19 protein-coding genes are annotated in these 21,250 nt (G+C 59.7%); 18 read left to right on the plus strand and 1 reads right to left on the minus strand.

What is annotated here, in order from left to right; genetic code table 11:
• Positions 1-14: 14 nt before the first annotated feature.
• The 14 genes from ACM62Q_RS04945 to ACM62Q_RS05010 all read left to right on the plus strand — a co-directional run bounded on the left by ACM62Q_RS04945 (position 15) and on the right by ACM62Q_RS05010 (position 13,526).
• Positions 15-2,252 (plus strand): NADP-dependent isocitrate dehydrogenase, encoded by a 2,238-nt coding sequence (locus ACM62Q_RS04945; RefSeq protein WP_415034277.1) that lies wholly within the window; start codon positions 15-17, stop codon positions 2,250-2,252.
• 177 nt (positions 2,253-2,429) lie between these two features.
• Positions 2,430-2,882: a c-type cytochrome gene (locus tag ACM62Q_RS04950; RefSeq protein ID WP_415034175.1), complete on the plus strand. Its 453-nt coding sequence runs from the start codon at positions 2,430-2,432 to the stop codon at positions 2,880-2,882.
• Positions 2,883-2,980: 98 nt separating this feature from the next.
• Positions 2,981-3,664: a cytochrome b/b6 domain-containing protein gene (locus tag ACM62Q_RS04955; RefSeq protein ID WP_415034279.1), complete on the plus strand. Its 684-nt coding sequence runs from the start codon at positions 2,981-2,983 to the stop codon at positions 3,662-3,664.
• Between the two features lie 310 nt (positions 3,665-3,974).
• The gene (locus ACM62Q_RS04960) at positions 3,975-5,087 is read left to right on the plus strand and encodes an ATP-binding protein (protein WP_415034177.1); all 1,113 of its coding nucleotides are present in this window, start codon (positions 3,975-3,977) and stop codon (positions 5,085-5,087) included.
• Entirely contained in the window at positions 5,084-5,773 is a 690-nt protein-coding gene (locus tag ACM62Q_RS04965) for a response regulator (RefSeq protein WP_415034179.1), read from the plus strand. Before ACM62Q_RS04960 ends, ACM62Q_RS04965 begins: the two co-directional genes overlap by 4 nt.
• A 100-nt stretch (positions 5,774-5,873) precedes the next feature.
• Positions 5,874-6,767: an electron transfer flavoprotein subunit beta/FixA family protein gene (locus ACM62Q_RS04970; protein ID WP_415034181.1), complete on the plus strand. Its 894-nt coding sequence runs from the start codon at positions 5,874-5,876 to the stop codon at positions 6,765-6,767.
• Positions 6,764-7,888 carry an electron transfer flavoprotein subunit alpha/FixB family protein gene (locus tag ACM62Q_RS04975; RefSeq protein WP_415034183.1) on the plus strand — a complete coding sequence of 375 codons (1,125 nt, stop codon included), beginning with the start codon at positions 6,764-6,766 and terminating at the stop codon, positions 7,886-7,888. The genes ACM62Q_RS04970 and ACM62Q_RS04975 overlap by 4 nt, the downstream gene beginning before the upstream one ends.
• The gene (locus tag ACM62Q_RS04980; RefSeq protein ID WP_415034185.1) at positions 7,888-9,189 is read left to right on the plus strand and encodes an FAD-dependent oxidoreductase; all 1,302 of its coding nucleotides are present in this window, start codon (positions 7,888-7,890) and stop codon (positions 9,187-9,189) included. Before ACM62Q_RS04975 ends, ACM62Q_RS04980 begins: the two co-directional genes overlap by 1 nt.
• Positions 9,186-9,494 (plus strand): ferredoxin family protein, encoded by a 309-nt coding sequence (locus ACM62Q_RS04985; protein WP_415034187.1) that lies wholly within the window; start codon positions 9,186-9,188, stop codon positions 9,492-9,494. Before ACM62Q_RS04980 ends, ACM62Q_RS04985 begins: the two co-directional genes overlap by 4 nt.
• A gap of 7 nt (positions 9,495-9,501) precedes the next feature.
• Positions 9,502-9,957: a ferritin-like domain-containing protein gene (locus ACM62Q_RS04990; protein WP_415034189.1), complete on the plus strand. Its 456-nt coding sequence runs from the start codon at positions 9,502-9,504 to the stop codon at positions 9,955-9,957.
• Positions 9,958-10,126: 169 nt separating this feature from the next.
• The gene (locus tag ACM62Q_RS04995; RefSeq protein WP_415034191.1) at positions 10,127-10,996 is read left to right on the plus strand and encodes an NAD(P)-dependent oxidoreductase; all 870 of its coding nucleotides are present in this window, start codon (positions 10,127-10,129) and stop codon (positions 10,994-10,996) included.
• The gene (locus ACM62Q_RS05000; protein WP_415034193.1) at positions 10,993-11,847 is read left to right on the plus strand and encodes an NAD(P)-dependent oxidoreductase; all 855 of its coding nucleotides are present in this window, start codon (positions 10,993-10,995) and stop codon (positions 11,845-11,847) included. The genes ACM62Q_RS04995 and ACM62Q_RS05000 overlap by 4 nt, the downstream gene beginning before the upstream one ends.
• Positions 11,844-12,584, plus strand: a complete 741-nt coding sequence (locus ACM62Q_RS05005) for a flagellar brake protein (RefSeq protein ID WP_415034195.1) — start codon at positions 11,844-11,846, stop codon at positions 12,582-12,584. The genes ACM62Q_RS05000 and ACM62Q_RS05005 overlap by 4 nt, the downstream gene beginning before the upstream one ends.
• A 45-nt stretch (positions 12,585-12,629) precedes the next feature.
• The gene (locus ACM62Q_RS05010; protein WP_415034197.1) at positions 12,630-13,526 is read left to right on the plus strand and encodes a ZIP family metal transporter; all 897 of its coding nucleotides are present in this window, start codon (positions 12,630-12,632) and stop codon (positions 13,524-13,526) included.
• Between the two features lie 104 nt (positions 13,527-13,630).
• On the opposite strand, the gene ACM62Q_RS05015 is transcribed toward ACM62Q_RS05010, so the two are convergent.
• The gene (locus tag ACM62Q_RS05015; RefSeq protein WP_415034199.1) at positions 13,631-15,511 is read right to left on the minus strand and encodes a TolC family outer membrane protein; all 1,881 of its coding nucleotides are present in this window, start codon (positions 15,509-15,511) and stop codon (positions 13,631-13,633) included.
• Between the two features lie 313 nt (positions 15,512-15,824).
• Here ACM62Q_RS05015 and ACM62Q_RS05020 point away from each other — a divergent pair, with 313 nt between their 5' ends.
• The 4 genes from ACM62Q_RS05020 to ACM62Q_RS05035 are packed head-to-tail and all read left to right on the plus strand — an operon-like array spanning position 15,825 to position 21,165.
• Positions 15,825-16,772, plus strand: coding sequence for a phosphate/phosphite/phosphonate ABC transporter substrate-binding protein (locus ACM62Q_RS05020; protein WP_415034201.1), 948 nt, complete (start codon positions 15,825-15,827; stop codon positions 16,770-16,772).
• Positions 16,773-16,782: 10 nt separating this feature from the next.
• Positions 16,783-18,765, plus strand: a complete 1,983-nt coding sequence (locus ACM62Q_RS05025; RefSeq protein ID WP_415034203.1) for an ATP-binding protein — start codon at positions 16,783-16,785, stop codon at positions 18,763-18,765.
• A complete protein-coding gene (ybaK, locus tag ACM62Q_RS05030; protein ID WP_415034205.1) occupies positions 18,758-19,249 on the plus strand; it encodes a Cys-tRNA(Pro) deacylase in 492 nt (163 codons plus the stop codon). The genes ACM62Q_RS05025 and ybaK overlap by 8 nt, the downstream gene beginning before the upstream one ends.
• A 35-nt stretch (positions 19,250-19,284) precedes the next feature.
• Positions 19,285-21,165 (plus strand): response regulator, encoded by a 1,881-nt coding sequence (locus ACM62Q_RS05035; RefSeq protein WP_415034207.1) that lies wholly within the window; start codon positions 19,285-19,287, stop codon positions 21,163-21,165.
• Positions 21,166-21,250 lie beyond the last annotated feature (85 nt).

The raw sequence follows: 21,250 nt of genomic DNA on the forward strand, positions 1-21,250 counted from the left end.
CTCAGGGGGTTAGCATGTCGCAAGGCAAGTCCAAGATTATCTACACGCTCACCGACGAGGCGCCGCTGCTGGCGACTTGTGCTTTTTTGCCCATCGTCCGCACCTTTACCGAAGCGGCGGGGATTGCCATTGAAAAGGCCGATATTTCCGTGTCGGCACGCATGATTGCTGAGTTTCCGGAATTTCTCGAAGAAAATCAGCGCCTGCCCAATACCCTGGCCGAACTGGGTAAGAAAACCCTCGATCCGGACGCCAACATCATCAAGCTGCCGAATATTTCGGCATCGGTGGCGCAGTTGAAGGCTTGCCTGAAGGAATTGCAGGAAAAGGGCTACAAACTGCCCGATTACCCGGAAAATCCCAGCACCGACAAAGAAAAAGACATTGCCGCCCGCTATGGCAAGTGCCTGGGATCGGCGGTCAATCCGGTTCTGCGCGAAGGTAACTCGGATCGTCGTGCCCCCGGCGCGGTGAAAAACTACGCGAAAAAACACCCGCACTCCATGGGGGAGTGGAAACAGTGGTCGCAAACCCACGTTTCGCACATGCACGGCGGCGATTTTTATCACGGCGAAAAATCCCTGACCCTCGACAAGGCGCGCCGCGTGCGCATGGAGTTGATCGGCAAAGGGGGCAAAAACACCGTTTTGAAGCCGGAAGTCAAGCTGCTGGACGGCGAAATCATCGATTCCATGTTCATGAGCAAGAAAGCGCTGTGCGCCTTCTACGAGCGCGAGCTGGAAGATTGCCGCAAAGCCGGCATCCTCTTCTCGCTGCACGTCAAGGCGACCATGATGAAGGTGTCGCACCCTATCGTCTTTGGTCACTGCGTCAAGATCTACTACAAGGAAGCCTTTGAAAAGCACGCGCAAACCTTTGCCGAGCTGGGCATCAACGTCAATAACGGCATGGTCGATCTGTATGAAAAGATCAAAACCCTGCCTGAATCCAAGCACGACGAAATCATCCGTGATCTGCACGCGTGCCAGGAGCACCGTCCGCGTTTGGCGATGGTCGATTCGGCCAAGGGCATCACCAACTTCCATTCGCCCAATGACATCATCGTCGATGCTTCGATGCCGGCCATGATCCGCCAGGGCGGCAAGATGTGGGGGGCCGACGGCAAGCAGTACGATGCCAAGGCCGTCATGCCGGAATCGACTTTTGCCCGCATCTATCAGGAGATGATCAACTTCTGCAAATGGAACGGTAATTTCGATCCGCGCACCATGGGCACCGTGCCCAACGTCGGCCTGATGGCGCAGAAGGCCGAAGAATACGGCTCGCACGACAAGACCTATGAAATCGTCGAAGACGGCATCGCCAATGTCGTCGATATCGACACCGGCGAAGTGCTGCTGACGCAAAACGTCGAAGCTGGCGACATCTGGCGCATGTGCCAGGTGAAAGATGCGCCGATCCGCGACTGGGTCAAGCTCGCCGTCACCCGTGCGCGTAATTCCGGGATGCCGGCGGTGTTCTGGCTCGATCCCTATCGGCCGCACGAAAACGAGTTGATTAAAAAAGTCAAAACCTACCTCAAGGATTACGACACCAACGGGTTGGAAATCCACATCATGAGCCAGGTGCGTGCCATGCGTTTCACGCTGGAGCGCGTGGCCCGCGGGCTGGACACCATTTCGGTGACCGGCAACATCTTGCGCGATTATTTGACTGACCTGTTCCCGATCATGGAGCTGGGTACCAGCGCCAAGATGCTGTCCATCGTGCCGCTGATGAACGGCGGCGGCATGTACGAAACCGGTGCCGGCGGCTCGGCCCCGAAGCACGTGCAGCAACTGACGCAGGAAAACCATCTGCGCTGGGATTCGCTCGGTGAGTTCCTGGCTTTGGCGGTGTCGCTGGAAGACCTCGGTATCAAGGAAAACAACGCGCGCGCCAAGCTGCTGGCCAAAACGCTGGATGCGGCCACCGGCAAGCTGCTCGACAACAACAAGTCGCCGTCGCCCAAAACCGGCGAACTCGACAACCGTGGCTCGCAGTTCTACCTCGCCATGTATTGGGCGCAGGAGCTGGCCGCGCAAAAAGAAGACGCCGAGCTGGCCGCGCAGTTTGCCAAACTCGCCAAGGTACTGGCCGACAGCGAGGCAACCATCGTGGCGGAATTGAAGAGCGTGCAAGGCAAAGCCGTGGATATCGGCGGCTATTACAAAGCTGATTCCGAGAAATGCAAGGCCGTCATGCGCCCGAGCCCGACCTTGAACGCAGCCTTGAAAGCGGCGCGCGGCTGATCTGACCTAGCGCATAAAAACCCCGGTGCTGGCTGACCGGGGTTTTATTCATCTTGCGTAACAAGATGTATCGAAACGGCAAAAAGGGCGCAAACTGGGCTACAATTTTGCGGTAAATCAAACTCGTCGGTGCAATTCGGCGGGTTTTCGTTTTTTTAATCGACGGAGAATCTCAGCATGAAAAACAAGCTCATCCTTACCGCCTTGCTGGCCACTTCGGCGCTGAGCGCTCAGGCGCAAGTGAAGCCGGAAGATGCGATCAAATGGCGCCAGTCGGCCTACGCCACCATGAGCTGGAGCATGGCGCGGATCGATGCCAACCTGCAAGGCAAGTACGACAAGGAAGACGTGCTCAAGGCGGCGACGGTGCTGCAAGCGATTGCCAATTCGGGCATGGGTGCTCTGTATGTGCCGGGCAGCGACAAGGGCAAGGGCTGGGTGGATACCCGTGTCAAACCGGCTTTGTTTACCGACGGCCCGAAAGTCGGCAAGATTGCCGGCGATTTCAACAAGGCGGCCAATGAGCTCGCCAAAGCCGCTGCGGCAGGCGATGCGGGTGCCGTGAAAACTTCCTTCGAGGCCGTGGGGGGCACCTGCAAGAGCTGCCACGACGATTACCGCACCAAGTAATTTCGCCAGACCTTGATGCCAAGGGTGCCGCGAGGTGCCCTTTTTGTTTGGCTGTTGCCGTTTCAGTGGGTTTATAGGGGAGATCGAGCATGCAAGGAATGCGCAAAATTTTGATCTGGGATGTGCCGACGCGGCTGTTCCACTGGCTGCTGGTATTCGCCGTGCTGGCGCTGGTGATCAGCGGCAAACTGGGCGGTGGCTGGATCAACTGGCATGGGCGCATCGGCCTGGCGGTTTTGGGGCTGCTCGTGTTCCGTTTGCTGTGGGGTTTTTTCGGCTCGAGCTATGCGCGCTTCTGGAGTTTTTTTCCGACGCCGAAAAAAGTAAGTGCGTACTTGCGCGGAGAGTGGCGCGGACACGGTCATAACCCTCTGGGGGCTTTTTCAGTATTTGCCTTGCTTGGGGTTTTGTTGGTGCAAGTGCTGACCGGTTTGGTCGCCAATGACGACATCGCTTTTACCGGGCCACTCTACGATTTGGTCGGGCGTGATTTGAGCAATCTGGCCACGCGCTGGCATCACTGGAGCGTCAATGTTTTGTTGGCGCTGGTGGGCTTACATGTGGCGGCGATTCTTTTTTACGCCCATGTGAAAAAAGACAATCTCGTCAAACCGATGCTGCTCGGCTGGAAAGAGAGCGAACACGGTGAATCGGCCCGTGGTGGCGGCGCATTGGCCGTGCTGCTGGCGGTAGCCGTGGCAGGTTTGGTGGTCTATGGTGGCAGCGGACTCTGGTTGCCGGAGCCGCCGCCTCCGGCCGCGGTGGAAACACCCTCCTGGTAAATGGCTTTTCCCCGCTGCGCGTTATGAACGGCGGTGGGGAAAGCCCGCCAGAAAAGCCCCGCTAAAAAGAAGAAAGCCCTGTACTGGGGGATGTACAGGGCTTTCGGGACGGTGTTGGGGTGAGGGAGAGGAGGGCTTTCACCGTCAGGGCTGATGTCTGTTCAGCACATGGGTGAACGATACGGTCTGCGAGAATGAATCTCAAGTAACGGTTTGCAACAATGCGTACCGGCGCGTCTTTGTTTTGCCCCAAGCTTCTCTCGGCCGCCGTTGATAGCATTTTTATACGCAGCTCTTTAGCATCACGACCATGTCGGATCGCGCAAAATTCAATCTGTGGGCGGGTTATCTGTGGGCTGTGCTGGGCATCGCCGGCGGCAGTCTGCTGCTGGCCCCTTGGCAACAGGCGGTGACGGCGGCGACGGTGATTTTGCTTTATGCGCTGGCAGTGATTGCCGTGGCCATCAGCTATGGCACGGGGCCGGCCGTGCTCGCTGCCTTGGCGGGTAGTGCGGCCTATATGGGATTTTTTTCCGTGGCGCAAGGCGCGCGCGAGATTTTGAGCGCGCTGTTGTTGTTCAGCATCGCTTTGTCGGTTGGCCAGGTGACGACGCGTTTGCGCGGCCATGCCGATCTGGCGCGCCGCCAAAGCCGGGAAAGTGCGGCCTTGCATGAGCAGATGCGGGCGGCCGAGTTAAAGCATGCCGACGAAAGTCTGCGCAGTTCCATTCTGGCCGCCTTGTCGCACGATTTGCGCACGCCTTTGACGGCGCTCGTCAGCCAAGCAGAAACTTTGCAAATGGCGAAACTGCCACCGGCGCGCCAAGCGGCCTTGCTCGATACTTTGCGCGAGCAGGCCTTGAGTTTGAGCCGGCAAATGAATAATTTGCTCGATATGGCCAAGCTCGCCAGCGGGCCGGTGCGCTTGCAGAAGGCTTGGCAGCCGATCGAGGAAGTGGTGGGGGCGAGCCTGCAGCAGGCGCGGGAGCAGTGGCCGCAGCGTGTGTTTCTCACCCGTATCGCAGAAAACTTGCCGCCGCTGGAAATCGATGCCGTACTTCTGGAGCGGGCGCTATGGAATTTACTCGACAATGCCGCGAAATATTCGCCGCCGGAACAGCCGGTCACGATAGAGGTCAGGCGTGATGCCGAGAGTCTGTTTCTGGCGGTGTGCGATGCGGGTTCCGGGGTCGATGCCGCCGATAGCGTGCGCTTGTTCGCCGCCTTTCAGCGCGGACGCAGTGAGTCTGCGGTGAGCGGCACGGGTTTGGGTTTGTCGATTGCCCATAGCATTGTCAGTGCGCACGGCGGCAACATTGCTGTCGCTGGGCGCAGCGAAGGCGGCAGTTGTTTCACCATCCGCCTGCCGCTGGGGGTGCCGCCGGCCTTTATGGACGAAATCAACGAAACGAGGGCGGCATGAGCGCAGAAACGGCCATGATTTTGCTGGTGGAAGACGAGCGTCAGATTCGGGAAACCATTGCGCTGGCGCTGGAGTGCGAAGGTTTTGCCACCTGTGAAGCGGGCAATGCGGCGCGGGCGAGCGAGCAGGTGGCGCAACACAAGCCGGCCTTGATTCTCCTCGATTTGGGCTTGCCGGATCGTGACGGGGTAGATTTTATTCGCGATCTGCGCGCCTGGTCGGCGACGCCGATTCTGATCTTGTCGGCGCGCAGCGCGGAAGACAGCAAGGTGGATGCACTCGATGCCGGGGCGGATGATTATTTGAGCAAACCCTTTGGCATGGCGGAGCTGCTCGCCCGGGTGCGCGCTTTATTGCGCCGGCGACCGGATGAGCAGGTGAGCGATGCGCAGCTCGCATTCGGTGATTTTCTGATCGATTGCGTCAAGCGGACGGTGAGCCGTGCCGGTGAGCCCTTGCATCTGACCCAGATTGAGTACCGTCTGCTCGCTTATCTGGCCGCCAATCCGGGGCGGGTGCTGACGCATCGGCATCTTTTGGCACGCGTTTGGGGGGGGCAGGCGGTGGAAAATCATCAGTATCTGCGGGTGTATGTCGGCCATTTGCGCCAGAAAATCGAAGCCAACCCGGCGCAGCCTCGCCATATCTTGACGGAAATCGGTGTGGGTTACCGTTTTCAGCCCTAAAACTCGCCTGCCTGTGCCTAAGACCATGACGCAACGATCAGTAAACCCTAAAATAGCCGTTTTTTTTGCGGCCCGCCTTTTTCTTTAATCGGGATCAACCATGCATATTGCCGTTTGTATCAAGCAGGTTCCGGACAGCGCGCAGATTCGCGTACACCCGGTGACCAACACCATCATGCGCCAAGGGGTACCGGCCATCGTCAACCCCTTCGATCTGTTTGCGCTGGAAGAAGCGCTGCGCATCAAGGATGCCACCGGGGCCAAGGTCACCGTGCTGACCATGGGGCCGCCGCCGGCCGAGGAAGCCTTGCGCAAGTGTCTGTCTTTCGGGGCGGATCAAGCGATTTTGATTACCGACAAGGTGTTTTCCGGGGCTGATACGCTGGCCACTTCTTTCGTGCTCGCCGCTGCCCTGCGCACGCTCGATGCACGCGAGCCGCTCGATCTCATTTTTACCGGCAAGCAGACCATCGACGGCGACACGGCGCAGGTCGGCCCGGGGATTGCCATTCGCTTGGGCTATCAGCTGCTCACCTACGTTTCCAAAATTCGCGAACTTGATCCGGCGGCGCGCCGTCTGGTGGTCGAGCGGCGTGCCGAAGGTGGCGTGCAGGTTTTGCAGTCCGCCTTGCCGGCAGTGATCACCATGCTCGAAGGCGGCAATGAAATGCGTTTTGCCGACATGCCCGGCATGTTCCGCGCGGCCCGCCAAGCGGTGGAGGTGTGGAATCGCGATACGGCCGGCGTCAGCGATCTTACGCAAGTCGGTCTGAAAGGCTCGCCGACGGCGGTCGCCCAGGTGTTTGGCCCGAAACCGAAAGCGGTGAAGGCGCAGCACATTGTCGGCGAGACACCGGCGGCGATGGCGGAAGCCTTCGTTGCGCAGCTGTTTGCCGATTTTCCGCAGCTGGAAGACGAACTGATTGCCCACCTCGATCAACTGGCGGCACAGCAGGGTGAGCGGCAAGGGAAACAACAAGGAGAACAGGCATGAGCGACGATACCGATATCGCCAAACCGATCAAAAAACCCAAACGGGTCTTGCCGGAGCGTTTCAAAACCTACAAAAATGTTTGGGTTTTCGTTGAGCACGAACATGGCTATGTGCATCCTGTTTCTTGGGAATTACTCGGCAAAGGGCGCAAGCTCGCCGATACCCTGGGCTGTGAATTGGGCGTGGCGATTCTTGGCGGTCCGGCCCCGGCTGTGCGTGCCCTGGTCGACGAAGCGGCCTGTTACGGTGCCGATCTGTGCTATCTGATGCAAAGCCCGGTGCTGGCCGATTACCGCAACCAGACTTACACCGTCGGCATGACCGAGCTGGTCAATGCCTATCAGCCGGAAATTTTGCTTTTGGGGGCGACGGCGCAAGGCCGCGATCTGGCCGGCTCGGTGGCGACCACCCTGCTGACCGGCTTGACCGCCGACTGCACCGGTCTGGAAATCGACCCGAGCGACAAATCTCTGCTTTCCAGTCGGCCCACGTTTGGCGGCAGCCTGATGTGCACCATCGTCAATCTTGCCACCCGGCCGCAAATGGCTACCGTGCGTCCGCGCGTCATGCCCATGCCGGCACGTCAGAGCGGGCGGGACATTCGCGTCATCGAACACCCGTTCACCCTGGCGGAAGAGGCCGTGGTGACCAAGGTCATCGATTTCATCCCGGATGCCCGGGCGGACAAACCGCAGCTCGCTTTCGCCGATTTCATCGTTTCCGGCGGGCGTGGTTTGAGCAAGCCGGAAAACTTTGAAAAGGTATTTGGCCTCGCCAAGGTGCTGGGGGCCGAAGTTGGTGCTTCGCGCCCGGCGGTGCATGCCGGGTGGACTGATCCGGAGCGCCAGGTCGGTCAGTCGGGTAAAACGGTGCGCCCCAAGCTCTACATCGCCGCCGGTATTTCCGGCGCGGTGCAGCATCGGGTGGGCATGGAAGGCGCGGATGCCATTGCCGCCATCAACGTCGATGCCAAGGCGCCGATTTTTGATTTTGCCAATTACGCCCTGGTGGGCAATGCGCTCGAATTGCTGCCCGCGCTGGAGGCCGCTTTTGCCAAGCGCCTGAGCGCAGCTCGCCAGCAACGGGCCGAGCTTGCCGCGACAACGCAAGGAGCGCAATGATGGAAAAATTTGACGTTATCGTCGTCGGTGCCGGCCCTGCCGGTAACGGCGCAGCCTATACGCTCGCCAAGGCCGGCCTCTCGGTTTTGCAGCTGGAGCGCGGCGAATCGCCTGGCACCAAGAACGTGCAGGGAGCGATTTTGTATTCTGACGCCCTGGAAAAAATCATCCCTGATTTTCGCGACAGCGCCCCGCTCGAGCGCCATATCATCGAGCAGCGCATGTGGCTGATGGATGAAGACCAGACCTGCACCGGCATGAGTTATCGCGATGCGCGCTTTGCGCAGCCGCCCTACAACCGTTACACCATCATCCGCGCGCGTTTCGACCGCTGGTTTTCCGAGCAGGTGAAGAAGGCGGGGGCTTTGGTGGTGTGCGAAACCACGGTCACGGAATTGCTGCGTAACGGCTCCGGCAAGGTGATCGGCGTGCGCACCGAACGCGAGCAGGGTGACATCTACGCCGATTGCGTCATCCTTGCCGACGGGGCGAATTCCCTGGTCGGCAGCCGTGCCGGCCTGCGCCCGGAAATCAAAGCCGAGGACATGGCGCTGGCGGTCAAGGAGGTGCTGTTTCTGCCCAAAGAGGTGGTGGAGGCGCGTTTCAACATCAGCGGCGCGCAAGGGGTGGTCATCGAAATTGCCGGCAATGTCACGCACGGCATGCTGGGTACGGGTTTTCTTTACACCAACAAGGATTCCTTGGCGATTGGCATCGGCTGCATGTTGTCCGACATGAAAAAACAGTCGCTCACGCCCTTCCAGTTGCTCGAAGCCCTGAAGCGCCATCCGAGTATTCAACCCTTGATCGAAGGGGCGGAAATGAAGGAATACTCCGCCCATCTGATCCCGGAGGGCGGCTATAAAACGCTGCCGCAGCTCTATGGTGACGGCTGGATGATCGCTGGCGATGCCGCCGGCTTCGTCAATGCCGTGCACCGCGAAGGCTCCAACCTCGCCATGACTTCCGGACGCATGGCGGCAGAAACCGTAATTGCGCTGAAAAAAGCCGAAAAACCTTGCAGCGCAGCCAATCTGGCCGCATACAAACGCGCCCTGGACGAGAGTTTCGTCATGGACGACATGAAAAAATATCAGGACGTGCCGACACTGCTCACGCAGCAGCCGCACATGCTCAATATGTACCCGCGTTTTCTTGGAGATGCGGCGCGCGAGCTGCTCACCGTCGATGGGGTCAGCAAGCGCGCCAAACAGGAAAAAATTATGGCGGCACTTAAAAACAAGCGCTCCTTGCTGGGGCTTTTGGGCGATGCCTACCGTTTTTGGAGGACTTTCAAATGAGTTCGACGACCTTTGTCGCGCCGGCGCTCAATGTCGAGGAAAAGCTGTTCCAGAACCGTTACCGGGTCGATACCGGCCGCCCGCACATTCAAGTGCGCGACGAAAAAACCTGCGTCAGCTGCGACAGCAAAGCCTGCACCGTGTGTTGCCCGGCCGGTTGTTGGCGTATCGACGATAACGGCGGCATCGAGCTGGTGGTCGACGGCTGCCTGGAATGCGGCACCTGCCGGCTGATTTGCGATACCGGCAACGTGGATTGGAACTACCCGCGCGGGGGGTTCGGCATTTTATTCAAATTCGGCTGAGGTGACGATGGACAGCATTCGCCGTTTTCTCGCCCACGCCGTGCGCCTAGAGGCCGAGGCCGCCCGCCGTTTTGATGAATTGGCCGAGCATCTGCACACCTTGGGCAATGACGAGGTGGGCGCGCTGTTTCGCCAGTTTGCCGATTTTTCCCGCCTACATTTGAAGGAAGCCATGGCACGCGGCGGTTTTCGCTACATCAGCGATTTGCCGGCCGACGGCTACGACTGGCCCGACGGTGAATCGCCGGAAGCTGCTGCCTGGTGGGGAGTCGATGCCTTGATGGACATTCCCGCTGCGCTTGAATTGGCGCTCGCCAGCGAACGTCAGGGGCTTGCTTACTACCAGAGTGTCGCCGATGCTTCCGCCGATCCGCGCGTGGTGGCCATGGCGCAGGAGTTTGTCGAAGAAGAAGCCGAACATGTGGCGCAATTGGAAATATTGCAAAAACGCCTGCTTACCTGAATCCGGGCTTTTTATTCAGACGGGGTGCGCCGTGCCAAAATCGCCGCGCACCCCGTTTTCGTTTGTGCCGCAAGGCTTGACAAGTTTTGCGACAAACGGGGAAGATGAAGCCCATATATGACTAAAGCCATAGTGGCTTGAGCAACATACCGCGTGGAGGTGCGCCCGCATGAAAATTGGTTTCGTTGGCTTGGGCATCATGGGGCGTCCGATGGCGCTCAATCTCTTGCGCGCCGGGCATGAATTAACCGTCTGGGCGCGCCGCCCGGCGGCTCTGCCGCCATTATTGGAGGCCGGGGCGCGGGCAGCGCACGATCTGGCGGCCCTGGCCCAGGGGCAAGACATGGTCATTTCCATGGTGGCCGATGCGCCAGATGTGGCCGCCGTCATGCAGACCATGGCCAGTGCCGCCGAGCCCGGCCTGGTGGCCGTGGATATGAGCACTATCGCACCGGCGGCGGCGCGGGAAATTCATGGTGATTTGCAGGCAAAAGGCATCGACTTCATCGACGCACCGGTTTCCGGCGGCGAGCCGGGAGCGATTGCCGGTAGTTTGTCGATCATGGCGGGCGGCTCGGCGCAGGCCTTTGCCCACGCCTTGCCGGCCTTTGCCGCGATGGGGCAGAGCATCGTCCATGTCGGTGGGCCGGGGGCCGGGCAGGTGGCCAAGGCGGCGAATCAGGTCGTTACCGGTATGGGCGTGGTGGCGGTGGCCGAAGCCTTTAATTTTGCGCAGCAAAACGGTGTCGATCCCGCGCGCGTGCGCGAGGCGCTTTTGGGCGGTTTTGCATTTTCGAAAATTCTTGAAAACCACGGTCAGCGCATGATCGCGCGCAATTTCACGCCGGGTTTCAAAAGCTGGATGCACGCCAAGGATTTGCACATCGTCATGCAAACGGCGCATGAATTGCAGGTCGGTTTGCCAGGGGCCGCAGTGGCCGAGCAACTTTTTGCCGCCGCCCTGGCCCAAGGTTTGGGCGAGGCAGATTCGGTCGCCGTTTTACAGGTGCTGGAGCAGCTTTCAGGAGGTCGGCCATGAAAGTCGGGTTCATTGGTCTGGGCGTGATGGGGCGGCCGATGGCGCAACATCTGGCAGATGCCGGGCACGAATTGCATGTCTGGGCGCGCCGCGCCGCGAGTTGTCAGGGCTTGCCGGCGCAGATCCATGCCACGCCGGCGGCGCTGGGTGCGGCGTGCGAGGTGGTGTTTACCATGGTCACTTCGAGCGAGGACGTGAGCATCGTCACCCTGGGTGAGCATGGCCTGATTTACGGCATGGCAGCGGGGACGGTGCTGGTCGATTGCTCGACCATCGCGCCGCAGGTGGCGCGCGATATTTCTGCGCATTTGGCGGCGCGCCATGTGCATATGCTCGATGCGCCGGTTTCCGGCGGCGAGCAGGGGGCGCGTGCAGCCAGTCTGGCGATCATGGTCGGCGGTGCGGCAGCGGTGCTCGAGCGGGTGCGCCCTTTGCTGGAAAAACTCGGGCCGCGCATCGTGCATGTGGGTCCGGCCGGGGCCGGGCAGGTGGCAAAAGCCTGTAACCAGATGATCATGGTGGCGGCGATCGAAGCCGTGGCCGAAGCCTTGCATCTGGCGCGCGCTGCCGGGGTCGATGTGGGCAAGGTGCGAGAGGCCCTGGCCGGCGGTTCGGCAGCCTCTCGGGTGCTCGAAATCATGGGTAAACGCATGGTTGAACGGGATTTTTCAGCGGGCATCGAAGCGCGTTTGCATCACAAAGATTTTGGCCTGTTGCTGGCGGCGGCGCGCGCCAGCGGCAGTGTGACGCCCTTGGCCGCCTGTGTCGGGCAGCAGTTGAATGCCTTGCAGGGGGCGGGCTGGGGCAAGGATGATACGGCGTCCTTATTGCGCGTACTGGAGGGGCAATGAGCCAGCTGGCCCTGCTTTCTGAAGCGGAAATCGAAGAACGCTTTCATATCACCGGCCCGCGCGCCATAGCGCTGACGCTGGAAGGTTTGGCGCGGTCAGTGGAGCGCTTTACGGCGCATTTCGGGCAGGAGTTGATGCTGACCACGCTGCTTGCCGCCAATGCGCAGAACGGCGTGGTGATTTTCGATCAAGGTGGTTCAGAAATTTTGAACCGTCACCTGCAAGAATGGGGGCGGTGCACCTTGGTGGCGCGCCCGGAAGGCGTGCTGGTGCAGTTTGCAGTAACGGAGGTGCGGGCGGTGACCTATGCCGGCCGGCCGGCTTTCGCCGCGACACTGCCGGAATATATTTTGCGCCTGCAGCGGCGCGAGAGTTTTCGCATTTTTGCCCCGCGCAGCCGCCCGCTCAGTTTTCAGGTTTTAGCGCATGAAGACCGGCCGGCGCTTCAGTGGTCGGTGCATGACATTTCAGTCGAAGGCATCGGCGTGAGTGCTCCGCTTGCCGCACCCGACCTAGGGTGCGGCACGACCTTGCCGCATTGCAGTTTTCAGCTGGGCGAGGCCAGCGCGCCGCTACATTGTGCGGCGCAGGTGCGCCATGTCAGCGCAGTTGAAGGGCGAAGCGGGGTGCACAACTGGCGCATCGGTCTCTGTTTTGAGCAGCTGCCGCGCGGCGCAGCACACGATATCCAGCGCTATATCATCCGGGTCGAGCGCGAACGCAGCGATTTGTTATAACATCGCCGCCCCAGGTCTAGCGACTTTTCCCTTGTTTTGGAACCCATGATGCACCCCTTGAGCATGATCCTGCTCGCCTGTCTGCTGGGCGGTTTGATCAGCATGGCCGCTGCGGCCGCCGTCGTTTTTCGCCTGTCACACCGCGCCACCGCTGTTCTTGTGGCGTTTGCCGCCGGGGTGATGCTGTCTTCGGCATTCTTGCATGTGTTGCCGGAGGCCTTCGGTAGCCTGCACGAGGATAGCCACGCCGTCTCGGCACAGCTGGCCGAGCCCATGCCCGAGCATCCGCATGACCACGAGCACGACCACGAGCATGACCACAGTGGGCAAGCGCCGTCCGCGGCAGTTCCGGAAGTGGCGCATCACCACCATGGTGGTCCGGCGGCGACCTTGTTTGCCGTCATGCTGGCCACCCTCTTCGCCTTTTTTACCCTGGAGCGCCTGGCGCTGTGGCGGCATTCGCACGGCGATTGCAAAGCACACGACGGTCACCACGCCACCGTTACCGCACCTTTGCTGATTTTGGTCGGCGATGGTTTTCATAATTTTGTCGATGGCGTTTTAATCGCCGCCGCCTTCATTGCCGACCCCATGCTCGGCATTACGACGACGGTGGCGATCATCGCCCACGAGGTGCCGCAGGAAATGGGAGATTTTGTGCTGCTCAAAAATGCCGGCTGGAGCAATGCCAAGGCTTTTCTGGCGAATGCGGCCTCCAGTTTGAGCGCGGTATTGGGCGGTGTCTTGGGCTTTTTCATCTTGAGCAGCGTCAGCGCCGCCCTGCCTTATGTGCTGGTGATTGCGGCCTCCAGCTTCATTTACGTTGCACTCGCCGACATTTTTCCGCTGTTACATAAACAGGGCGACAGTTTCGTCCGCCAAAGCCTGTGGATCGCCGCCGGTGTGGCGGTAGTGCCGTTGGTCGGTTGGCTGACCCATTGATCAAACGCTGGCGCGACAGGTGATCCAAAGCACCCAGCAAAAACGCCGCTGATAAGCGGCGTTTTTGCTGGGTTCGAGCGATGCGCGCATCGCTCAGGGGGGGGTTAGTTATTTGCCATGCCGCGGCAGCCGCCTACGGTGTTGCCTTCGCAAGGACGCGAATTTTCCCGGTTGATCAGCCAGCGGCCATTCACACGGATCATTTCGAGGGTCTTGAATACGCGGTCGTTAAACTCGCTGGAACGGTAGTTCTGCGTGAATTCGACACGCGCACGATCGGCGCTTTCCATCTTGACCACGATCTGCTCCAGCGTGACCGAAATATTTTCACGCGGCGTGATGCGTTTGCGGCGCAGCGTGTTCCAGTCTTCCCGGTTGAGCCCTCCATCCGGCGTGAAGGTCGGTGCATAAAAAGCCGTATAAGCCGCATAATCCTTAGCCGACCACGCTGCCGCCCAGGAGCGCACGCTGTTTTCCAGGTCTGCATCCGGGCCGGCCGGCGCCACCGGCGCGGGCACAAAGGCCGGGGTGCGGGTGGCCGCCAGCATTTCCTGAGCGCGGGCATCGAGCTCCGGGTAAGAAGCCGATTTCACATCGACCATATCTGCCGGGCACAGCGCGGCGGCATCTACGGCGGCCAATTCGCTCGCCGCCGGGGTTTCTGTTTCCAGTTTTTGCAGACCCATGAATTCGAGCAGGGTGCCCATGCCGGCGTAGGTGCGCAGATAGGCCAGACTCAGATCGACCTCGGCATTGGCCAGCGAGCGGCGGGCAGAGAGCAATTCGTTTTCCGTATCCAGCAAGTCGAGCAGGGTACGCTGGCCGACGTTGAACTGGTCGCGGTAAGCATCGCGCGTTTTGTTCTGCAATTCCACCTGTGTTTTCAGGTATTTTGCCTGCTCGCCCAGGCGCGCCACGTCGTTATAGGCAATTTGCAGGGTCTGGCGTGTATCGCGACAGGCTTTTTCGCGCATCTCGACCGCCAGATTTTTGCGCTCCATGTATTGCCGCTCGCGCGCCCGGTCCGAACCGCCGTTCAAGAGGTTCCAATTCAGCACCACTTCTGCCACGTTGTTATCGCGATCACCGCGCACACCCTGGTAGTTGTTGATGTTCTCGGTGCGTGCCCGAAAATCCACTTTGGGCGAATAGGCCGCGCGGCGGGCGCTAATGTCGTGCTGGGCTGCTTCGATATTTTCAATCGCCGCATGCAAGGTCGGATTGCGCTGATAAAGCGTTTCCATTGCCGCTTTTCCCGAGGTCGGCAGACTGCTGCGCACCAGTTCCGGATCCGTGATGCTGGCCGGCGGCATGCTCCCCACCAAACGCTGATAGCGCGCTGAAACATCGTGCAGATTGGCGGTTTCCGTGGTCAGATTGACTTCGGCCAAGGCCAGACGGCTGCCGGCCTGTTCCAGGTCGGCGCGACGGCCGACGCCGGAGGCGGTGCGAATCTTCAACTGTTCGTAGGTCGCCTTGTGGCGCACATAGTTGTCTTCCGCCAACTGCTGCAAGTTGCGGTAACGCAGCACGTCGAGGTAAGCGCGCCCCGCCTCGAGCGCCACATTTTCCGAGGCTTCGAGTAATTCGTAATAACGCACCAGACGCGCTTTATCGAGTTTGCGTACCTCGCTGCGCGTGGCAAAACCATCGAATAGCATCTGGTTCAGAGTCAAGCCGTAACCGCGACGATTGTAGGAATCGCGATCATTTCCCGGCGCTTTCAGGCTTTCACGCCCGGCGCCAGCGTTTAGGTCGACACGCGGAAAATAACCGCCGCGCGCCACACCGATTTCTTCTTCTGCTGCCTTGTAGTTGTGCCACTTGGTGGTGACTTCCGGACTTTTCAGCACGGCCTGCTGGGCGATATCGCGCAAGGCCTGCTGCACGGTAGAAGCCGGTGCGGCGTGTTGCGCTGGTTGTGCCTGGGCCAGCAAGGGAAAAACGCCGGCTGCCAAAAGCAGGGGAATCTGTTTGATTTTCATCTTCATGTTATCCATCCATCGCGACGATTTTCTTAAGGACATTGCCGCAAAAAATCGGTTTTGTGAAACCATTGGTTCGTCATTCTGAACCGAACCAACGCATCTTCGAGGGCAAATTGTAAATAAAACATGCAATAGAAATGTAATGTTTAGTAAATTCAAGGCAGAGAACGAGGGAAACGGCCTTGGTTTCCTGAAAAAGAAGCGGGCTAATTTGTTAATTTTGCTCAATTAAACCAGCTATCTTGTTTCAAATAGCATTTTCTGTTAGTTTTTAACAAAGTTAATTTTGCCAAGAACACATCCTCCAGCCATGTCCCGCTCTCCCCGTATTCCTTTCGCGCACATGCAAGGCCGACTCTGGCGCGGGCTGTGCTGCGCGTTCGCGATCGGGCTACTCCTTTCCTGCAGCCAGAAAGAGAGCGCCTTGCCGAATCTGGATTATCACACCGCCCCCACGACCAGCGAGACCATCTACCGTTTTGCCGTGCACCCGCTGCACAACCCGGGCAAGTTAGCAAGCGCTTACCAGCCTTTGATCGAGCATTTGAACCAGCGCATTCCAGGCGCGCATTTCGTTCTTGAAGCTTCGCGCGATTACGCGGCTTTCGAAGCAAAACTGCGTGCCAAGGAGCCCGAATTTCTGCTTCCCAATCCGTGGCAAACCCTGGAAGCGATCAAGGCGGGCTATCAAGTGATCGCCATGGCCGGCGATGCGGCAGATTTTCATGGCATTTTCATCGTTCGTCGCGACAGCCCGCTCAAGCAGCCAGCGGATCTGCGCGGGCAGGCGGTCAGTTATCCTTCGCCGACGGCGCTCGCCGCAGCCATGCTGCCGCAGCAGTTTTTGCACGCGCACGGGCTCGATGTGCAGCGCGACATCGACAACCGCTACGTTGGCTCGCAAGAATCTTCCATCATGAATGCCTACCTTGGTCAGAGCGCCGCTGCCGCCACTTGGCCGCCGCCCTGGCGCCTTTTTCAGCAAGATCACCCGGAGGAAGCCGCGCAGCTCAAAATCATTTGGCAGACGCCCAGCCTGGTGAACAATTCGGTCATGGCGCGCCGCGATCTTCCCGCGCAGCTCATCGCCGCTGTGCGTCAGGAACTCTTGGCGCTCAGCCCGGAAGGGGAGGGCGAAAACATTCTCAACGCCATGGCCACCGCCCGCTTTCACCCGGCAGAAGACCGCGATTACACGGTCGTCAGTGATTTCGTCGCCCGCTTCGAGCGCGAGGTACGCCCGGTAGAAATTCCCTAAAATACAGACCATGACCCAGCGCCTGCGACCCCTCTTTTTTGGCAGCCTGCAGCGCCAGCTGACGCTGGGCAGCACACTGTTTTTTGCGCTCAGCCTGCTCTTTTTGGTGGGAAATTTGCTGCACCGGCAAGAAGAACGCGCCGTCCTCGAGCAGCGCCAGCAGGTTCTTGCCTTGGCACAAAGTCTGGCGGCATCGACCGCGCTCTGGGTGGCGGCGCACGATTTTGCCGGCATGCAAAAAAGTATCGACAGCCTGGCCAGCTATCCGGGCTTGCAGCACGCGATCTTGCTCGATACGCGCGGCAAAATTCTCGCCCACAACGAACGTAAACGGCGCGGCCTTTATCTCGAACTCCCAACAGAAACCCAGGCCAAGGCCGGTGCAAGCGTGCTCTACAGCCAGCATCTGGCGCTCGAAGTCATCGCACCGGTCCGTCTGCAAGGGGCGATCATCGGCTGGCTGCGCATCGGGGTGGTGAATCAGGCGCTGGCAGAAGAATTACAGCAGCTGAGTCGCAAAGCCTATCTCTTCGCCAGCCTGGCTATCGCACTGGCGGCGTTTTTTGCGCATCTTGCGGTGAGCTATCTCACCCGACGTCTGGCACTGATCAAGCGGGTGACCGATGCCGTCGAACGCGGCGAGCATCTAGAACGCGTGCTGCTCGATGGCGATGACGAAGCCGCCCGCCTGGGGCACGCCATCAACACCATGCTCGACGCCCTGGCGCGCAGCGAAGCGCGCCTCACCGAGCAACAGGCGACGCTGGAAAAAGAGGTCGCCTTGCGCACCAGCGATCTGGTTCAGGCCCGTGACGCCGCCGAAACGGCCAGCCGGGCAAAAAGCACCTTCCTCGCCAATATGAGCCACGAATTACGCACGCCGATGAACGCCATCATGGGCCTGACCGCCATTTTGCGCCGCCGCACCGAGGATGCCAGCGCCGCGGAACAACTGGGCAAGATCGACCACGCTTCGCGCCACCTGCTGCACATCATCAACGACATCCTCGACCTGTCAAAAATCGAAGCCGAGCGCATCAATCTGGAAAAGCGCGATTTTCTCCTCAGCAGCGTGCTGGAAAACACCCTCAGCCTGCTCAGTCACCGCGCGGCCAGCAAAGGTTTGCACCTCCACAGCGTGGTCGCCCCCGAACTGGCGCGACGCCAAGTCCTCGGCGATCCGGCACGGATCGGGCAGGTGCTGCTCAATCTGGCGAGCAATGCCGTGAAATTCACGCACACCGGTAGCATCGAATTGCGCCTCACGGGAATGCAGACGCAAAACAGCCAGCTCGATCTGCACTTCAGTGTGCGCGATAGTGGCATCGGCATCGCCCCTGAGGTTTTGGCGCGACTTTTCCGCCCCTTCGAGCAGGCCGATAATTCAACCACCCGCGAGCATGGCGGCACGGGCCTGGGCCTGGCCATCAGTAAACGCCTGGTTGAACTGATGGGCGGAAAAATCGGTGTCGACAGCCGCCCGGGCGAAGGCAGCACCTTCTGGTTCACCCTCACCCTGCCCGTTCTGGACGACACCGCCGCCCCGGCAAGCGAAGCCCGCGCCGATGCCCCCCAATGCACTGCCGAACTCGCCTTGCGCAGCCAATCTCCCGGCACTCGTGTGCTGCTGGTAGAAGATGAACCGATCAATCGTGAAGTTTCCCTGGCCCTGCTCGAAGATGTTGGTTTTGACGTCGATCTCGCTGAAGACGGTGTCATTGCGCTCGCTCTTGCCAAAGAAAATGACTACGCCCTGATCCTGATGGACATCCAAATGCCGCGCATGAACGGGCTGGATGCCAGCCGCGCCATTCGTCTGCTGCCCCGCCACGCGGCCACCCCCATTCTGGCCATGACGGCCAATGCCTTTGCCGAAGACCGCCTGGCCTGTCTCGAAGCCGGCATGAACGAGCACATCAGTAAACCGATCGACCCGGAGCGGCTCTACAGCACGCTCCTGCACTGGCTTGCACAGCCTGCCGCCCATGCGTAAACCCGCCCACGTTTCGGAAACCCCGGCCACGCAATTCCTCAAGGCTCAGGGTGTTCCTTTCACCAGTCATCCCTATGCCTATGAAGAACACGGCGGTACTCGCGTTTCCGCACGCGAACTCGGTGTCGATGAGCACACGGTGATCAAAACCCTGGTTTTCGAGGACGAAAAAGCCAAACCGCTGCTCGTTCTCATGCACGGCGATTGCAAGGTGTCTACCAAGGAGTTGGCCCGCCAGATCGGCTGTAAAAAAATCGAGCCTTGCACGCCGGAGCAGGCGCAGCGCCATACCGGCTATCTGGTCGGTGGCACCAGCCCCTTCGGCACCAAGAAAGCCCTTCCGGTTTTTGTTGAACACAGTATCCTTAGCCTGGTCAAAATTTACATTAACGGAGGCCGGCGCGGATTTCTCGTCGGCATCGAACCCAGCGTCGTACGCAACACCTTGAATGCGCAAAGCGTTAACGCGGCCCTGCGGGGTTAGCGCATCTTCGATCTATTTTCCAAGGGTCCGCGGCCATGTCACAACTTCCCTCATTGAACGCCTCACCTGCCGCGCAAGGCCGTGCCATTGGACAAATCATCGGCGTCTATAGTCTTTTTGCCAGCCTCTGGATTCTTTTTTCCGACAAGGTTTTGACGCTACTGAGCGACGATAAACAAGCCCTTCTGCAACTGAGCATCGCCAAAGGCTGGCTGTTCGTTCTGGTGACGGCCGCCCTGCTTTATTTTCTATTGACGCAATACTGGGGGCGCTATAACCGGGCCGTCCAGGAGCAAATAAACACCCTGCACCTGCTGGAAACCATTGCCAACAGCTCACTCGATGCCATTTTCGCCATCGACCTCGAAGGCCGCTATCTGGTTTTTAACCGCGCCGCCGGGGAATTCATCGGCAAACCGGCAAATAGCGTCATCGGTCACAGCTTGCGTGAATTGTTTCCGCCCTTGCAGGCCGAAGCCATGCTCGCAGTACAACAGCGCCTGCTTGCCGAAGGCCGGGTGGAAACAAAACTCGAAGACATTCGCACGACGCAGGGCGAGCGGACATTTCACGTGACCCAGGGGCCGCTACGCGATCACGACGGGGTATTGATCGGTACCTTTGGTGTGGCCCGCGATTTAAGCGAACGCATTACCTATGAGCGAGAGCTGGAACAGCACCGCAACCACCTCGAAGAACTGGTGGAGGAACGCAGTGCCGAATTGGTTCAGGCCAAGTTGGCCGCTGAAAATGCAAGCATTGCAAAAAGCGCCTTTCTGGCCAACATGAGCCACGAAATTCGCACGCCGCTTGCCGCCATCACCGGCATGGCCGGGCGCATCCGCCGCGCACCGCTCGCCGCCCAGCAGCAAGATCAGCTGAACAAGCTGGAAACGGCGAGCGAGCATTTGCTGGCGATCATCAACAGCATCCTCGATCTATCCAAAATCGAAGCCGGCCGCATGGTGCTGGAAGCGCGACCATTTCGCATCGAAAGCGTGCTCGCCAATGTCAGTTCGATACTGCACGAACGCGCTTCGAGCAAGGGGCTGACGCTGGTCAGCGAATACGCTGCCTTGCCGGCCAGCGTCATCGGTGATCCGCTGCGCGTGCAACAGGCCTTACTCAATTACGCAAGCAATGCGATCAAATTTACCGAACACGGCACAATCACGCTCATCGCCCGCTGTGAAGAGGAAAATGCCGACAGCGCGTTGCTCTATCTCGCCGTGCGCGACACCGGCATCGGCGTTCCCCCGGAAGCACAAAAACGCCTGTTCTGCGCCTTCGAGCAGGCCGATAGCAGCACCACGCGCCGTTACGGCGGCACCGGCCTGGGGTTGGCCATTACCCGCAAGCTCGCCCAGATGATGGGGGGCGATACCGGCTTAATCAGCGCCCCTGGTGCCGGCAGCACCTTCTGGTTCACCGTGCGCCTGAAGAAAAGCAGCCACACAGCGCCTCCTGTCGACGAAACCCCCGATACTGCCGCAGAAGCACGCTTGCGCAATGAATTTGCCGGCGAGTTTTCCGGCACACGCATCCTGCTCGTCGAAGATGAGCCGATCAACCGTGAAATCAGCGAACTCCTGCTCGAAGACGTCGGCCTGATGCACGACAGCGCCGCCGACGGTGCCATTGCCCTGGAGCTCGCCGCACGCAAACCCTATGCGCTCATTTTGATGGACATGCAAATGCCCAATATGGACGGGCTGGAAGCCACCCGACGCATCCGCGCGCTGCCCGAGGGGGCGCACATTCCCATCATCGCCATGACCGCCAATGCCTTCGCCGAAGATCGCGAGCGCTGCATGCGCGCCGGCATGAACGATTTTCTCGCCAAACCCTTCTCCCCGGAGCAGCTCTACGCCACCCTCGTCCGCTGGCTGGCGCAAGCACCCCCAAAAGGCGATTGATGCCGACGGATAGTCCGGCGCGCTAACAGCAAAACCACGGATGCCTTTGCCCGCCGCGCGGCGCGGTACAATCCGGGGCATTGTT

The sequence above is a fragment of the Azonexus sp. genome (genome assembly GCF_047638095.1).
GTDB lineage: Bacteria > Pseudomonadota > Gammaproteobacteria > Burkholderiales > Rhodocyclaceae > Azonexus.